Genomic DNA, 3,478 nt, shown 5'->3' with positions numbered 1-3,478 from the left:
ACCCAGTAGGCTGGCCGCCGTGGTGACGTGGATCGTGCTCGCGGTGGTGCTGCTCGCGCTCGTCGTGCTGGCCCTGGCGGTCCGGCCGGTGCTGACGCGGCTGCCGCGGCTGCGCCGGGCGGCGGTGGCCCTGCAGCGGCGCCAGGCCGAGGCGGAGGGGCTGCGGTCCGCCGCCGAGGTGCTCCAGGAGCGGGCCGAGGAGCTCCAGGCCAGACTCGCCACCACCCAGGAGCGGGTGGCGTTGCTCAAGGCCAAGCGGGGAAATTGATCGATCCCGGTCGGTGCCGGGGGCGATAGCTGCGCGTTCGGTACCTGTTGCGCGCAGGAACGCGCCAGCCCGGACGGTTGACGGGACACTCCGGGGTGACCGAGACTTCACCGGCCAGGCCCGCATCAGCAGGCCCGGCGGGGTGGCAACCGCCCTCGGCGCACGTACGATGGGCTGCGACCGCCCGTTACCGACACAGAGCGACTGGAGCTTCCCATGGGTGCCCTCAAGCCGTGGCACATCGCCGTACTCGTGGTCGTGCTGATCCTGCTCTTCGGCGCGAAGCGGCTCCCCGACGCGGCCCGCTCGCTGGGCCGCTCGTTGCGGATCATCAAGGCCGAGACGAAGAGCCTCCACGACGACGACCGTGACCTGGCCGAGAAGGCCGACGCGCAGGCCGGCTACCAGCCGCTCCCGCCGTACGCCGGTCAGCAGCCGCAGCAGCAGTACCCGCCGCAGCAGCCGCAACAGCAGTACGCGCAGCCGCAGCAGCAGTACGCCCCGCAGCCGCAGCAGCCGGTCGCCCCGCCGGTCGACCCGGTGCAGCGCGTCCGCGACAACTGACCGAAGGGCCCACCACCGTGGCCTTCGCGCTCAAGAAGCGCGGCCCGAGCGACTTCGAGCGGGCCGCCGACGGCTCAATGACGCTCATAGAGCACATCCGTGAGCTGCGCAATCGGCTGTTCCGCGCCTCGCTGGCGATCGTCGGCGGCCTGATCGCCGGCTTCTGGCTGGCTGACCCGGCCTTCCTGGTGCTGAAGCGGCCGTACTGCCGGCTGCCCGGTACCACCGACGCGCTCGGACACTGCCAGGACCTGCTGGCCCTGGCGCCGACGACCGGGTTCATCCTGAAGCTGAAGCTGGCGCTCTGGCTCGGCCTGATCATCGGCGGTCCGGTCTGGCTCTACCAGCTCTGGGCGTTCATCGCCCCGGGTCTGCACCGGCACGAGCGCAAGTGGGCGTACGTCTTCGTGTCGGTCGCCGCGCCGCTGTTCGCGGCCGGCGCGGTGCTGGCCTACTTCGTGGTCGACAAGGGCCTCGGTTTCCTGATGGATTCCGGAGTCGGCGGGCTGTCCAACCAGTTCGAGGTCAGCGCGTACATCGGGTTCGTCACGAACATGATTCTGCTGTTCGGGGTGGCGTTCGAGTTCCCGCTGATCCTGCTCATGCTGAACTTCACCGGGGTGGCGAGCGCCCGACGCCTGCTCAGCTGGTGGCGTGTGGTGATCTTCGTGTCCTTCGCGTTCGCCGCGATCGCCACCCCCGATCCGGGCCCGTTCGGCATGACGCTGCTGGCCAGCGCGCTGTCCCTGCTCTACTTCGTCGCGGTCGGGGTGGCGTTCATCAACGACAAGCGCCGGGGCCGGGGCCGGGAGCTCTACAACGACCTGAGCGACGATGAGGTGTCGCCGCTGGACCTCACCCCCGGGCCGGTGGAGGCGGGTCAGCGCGTCGAGTCGGTCGCCCCGGTCGCGGCGCCGGAACCGGTCGCCGCGCCGGCGCCGATCGAGCGCCGCTACGACGACATGACCTGACCGGCCGTCCCTGCAGCACCGAGGAAACGCCGCCCCACGGGGGCGGCGTTTCCCGTTGTGGTCACAGGTGGGCGAGCAGCCGGTCGAGCGGCGCGGGCACCCGGGCCGGGTCGAGGGCGTCGGCGAGCAGCCCGGCGTACTGACTCTTGCGGCCGGACCGGGTGCCGATGAACCGGTGCAGCTGCGCCGGTACGGGTCGCGCCTGCTGCGCGGGCTGCCGCTGGAAGAGCCGGAACGACCGCAGGTCGCCGGCGGCCGCCACGACCTGCTCCACCACCGGCGTGCCGAGCGAGCGGATCAGCTCGTCCTCCAGGTCGGCGCAGCAGGCGTGGAAGCCGAGCCTCGCCATCGCGGCCCGCGACAGGTCCGCGCCGAAGCCGGCCCGCGCCAGGCCGCGCCGGACGTACGCCTCCTCGGCGGCGTCGTAGAGGCCGACCACCCGGCGGCCGCGCCCGCGCGGGCCGAGCAGTTCGAGGAAGTGCGACACGTTGGTGATCCCGCCCATCGGCACCACGGCGACGCCGTCGAGGCGGCTGCCGCGACGCCTCGCCAGCGCCGCCAACGCCCGGCGGTCGCTGTCGCCCTCGACCAGCACCACGGTGGCGGCGTCCAGGCCGGCGGCGAGGTCGAGGGTCGTGCGCAGGTCCACCGCACGCCTCCCCGAATGCCGGCCGGCCACGACGACACCATGCCGCGCGTCGCCACCACCGGCAACCGGATATCAACGCTTCCGCCGGGTCACCCGGCCGGGGGATGATCGCGCATACTGGCCCGGTGATCGACAAGGGCGCGCCGCGCCGACCCGACCTCGCCTCGGCACTGCGCTTCCTCACCGAACTGATCGCCTGGGTCGCCACGCCCTGGGCGCTCGCCCCGCATTCGGTACTGCTGGCCGTCGCCTCGGTGATCCTCCTGATCGGACTGCCGACCGTCTTCGCCACCCCCGGCGACAAGCACCAGGTCATCGTGCCGGTGCCCGGCGTGGTGACCATAGCGCTGGTGGCGCTGCAGCTGGTCGCCGCGGCGGTGTCCGCCTGGATGGCGTGGCCGCGGCCGGTCGCCGTCGCCGTCACCGTGCTGGCCCTGGTCACCGTCGGTGCCGAGCTGCCCCGCTGGCGTCGGCTCGCCCGGCTCCGGCGGGACCCCCGTCCGGTCTGAATCCCCGCCGGGCGGCGAGTCGCCGACCCCGTCGAGGGTCAGGAACTCTCCCGCCACGATCTTCCTCATCCGTCGTCCCCCCGAGCCTCACGCGGTACGCCCTCGGCGGCGTACCTCCCGCTGTGAGACGGCCGGCCGGCGGGAAAGTCATCACGGTGGCCGAGGGATGTTCCCGGTCGACGGTCAGGCCACCCGCCGGAGATGGCCGGCGGGTGGCTGCGGCACCGCGGCGGGGTGCAGGATCGCCGCGATCGCCTCGACCCCGTCGACCAGCCGCGGGCCGGCGCGGACGATCAGCCCGTCCGCGTCGAGGGCCCACACCTCGGCGCCGGGGAAGTGCGGGGCCACCGCGGCCGCCTGCGCGGCCGCCCCGTCCAGGTGGAAGCCGAACGGGGTGACCAGGACGACCTCCGGCGCCGCCGCCCGCAGCGCCGCCCAGGTGGTGGGGACCGAGCGGGCGCCGGGATGGCCGGCCACTGGTTCGCCGCCGGCGACCCGCACCAGGTCGGGTATCCAG

At 73.3% G+C, this 3,478-nt stretch carries 6 protein-coding genes; 4 read left to right on the top strand and 2 right to left on the bottom strand.

Features of this window, described 5'->3' with window-relative positions; translation table 11 throughout:
• Positions 1-19 precede the first annotated feature (19 nt).
• The 3 genes from DKL51_RS28170 (at position 20) to tatC (ending at position 1,803) form a co-directional block, all read left to right on the top strand.
• Positions 20-268, top strand: a complete 249-nt coding sequence (locus tag DKL51_RS28170) for a hypothetical protein (protein WP_109947250.1) — start codon at positions 20-22, stop codon at positions 266-268.
• 216 nt (positions 269-484) lie between these two features.
• Positions 485-832: a Sec-independent protein translocase subunit TatA gene (tatA, locus tag DKL51_RS28165; RefSeq protein WP_109947251.1), complete on the top strand. Its 348-nt coding sequence runs from the start codon at positions 485-487 to the stop codon at positions 830-832.
• Positions 833-849: 17 nt separating this feature from the next.
• Positions 850-1,803: a twin-arginine translocase subunit TatC gene (gene tatC, locus DKL51_RS28160; protein ID WP_109947252.1), complete on the top strand. Its 954-nt coding sequence runs from the start codon at positions 850-852 to the stop codon at positions 1,801-1,803.
• A gap of 61 nt (positions 1,804-1,864) precedes the next feature.
• Here tatC and DKL51_RS28155 read toward each other — a convergent pair whose 3' ends face one another.
• A complete protein-coding gene (locus DKL51_RS28155) occupies positions 1,865-2,452 on the bottom strand; it encodes a TOPRIM nucleotidyl transferase/hydrolase domain-containing protein (RefSeq protein ID WP_260428692.1) in 588 nt (195 codons plus the stop codon).
• Positions 2,453-2,577: 125 nt separating this feature from the next.
• Here DKL51_RS28155 and DKL51_RS28150 point away from each other — a divergent pair, with 125 nt between their 5' ends.
• Positions 2,578-2,961 carry a hypothetical protein gene (locus DKL51_RS28150; RefSeq protein WP_109947253.1) on the top strand — a complete coding sequence of 128 codons (384 nt, stop codon included), beginning with the start codon at positions 2,578-2,580 and terminating at the stop codon, positions 2,959-2,961.
• Positions 2,962-3,144: 183 nt separating this feature from the next.
• Here DKL51_RS28150 and DKL51_RS28145 read toward each other — a convergent pair.
• A partial coding sequence (locus tag DKL51_RS28145; RefSeq protein ID WP_498070958.1) for a TroA family protein occupies positions 3,145-3,478 on the bottom strand: 334 nt, incomplete at its 5' end.

It is taken from the genome of Micromonospora globispora, assembly GCF_003857015.1.
GTDB lineage: Bacteria > Actinomycetota > Actinomycetes > Mycobacteriales > Micromonosporaceae > Micromonospora > Micromonospora globispora.
This window is presented reverse-complemented; position numbering and strand designations above follow the sequence as displayed.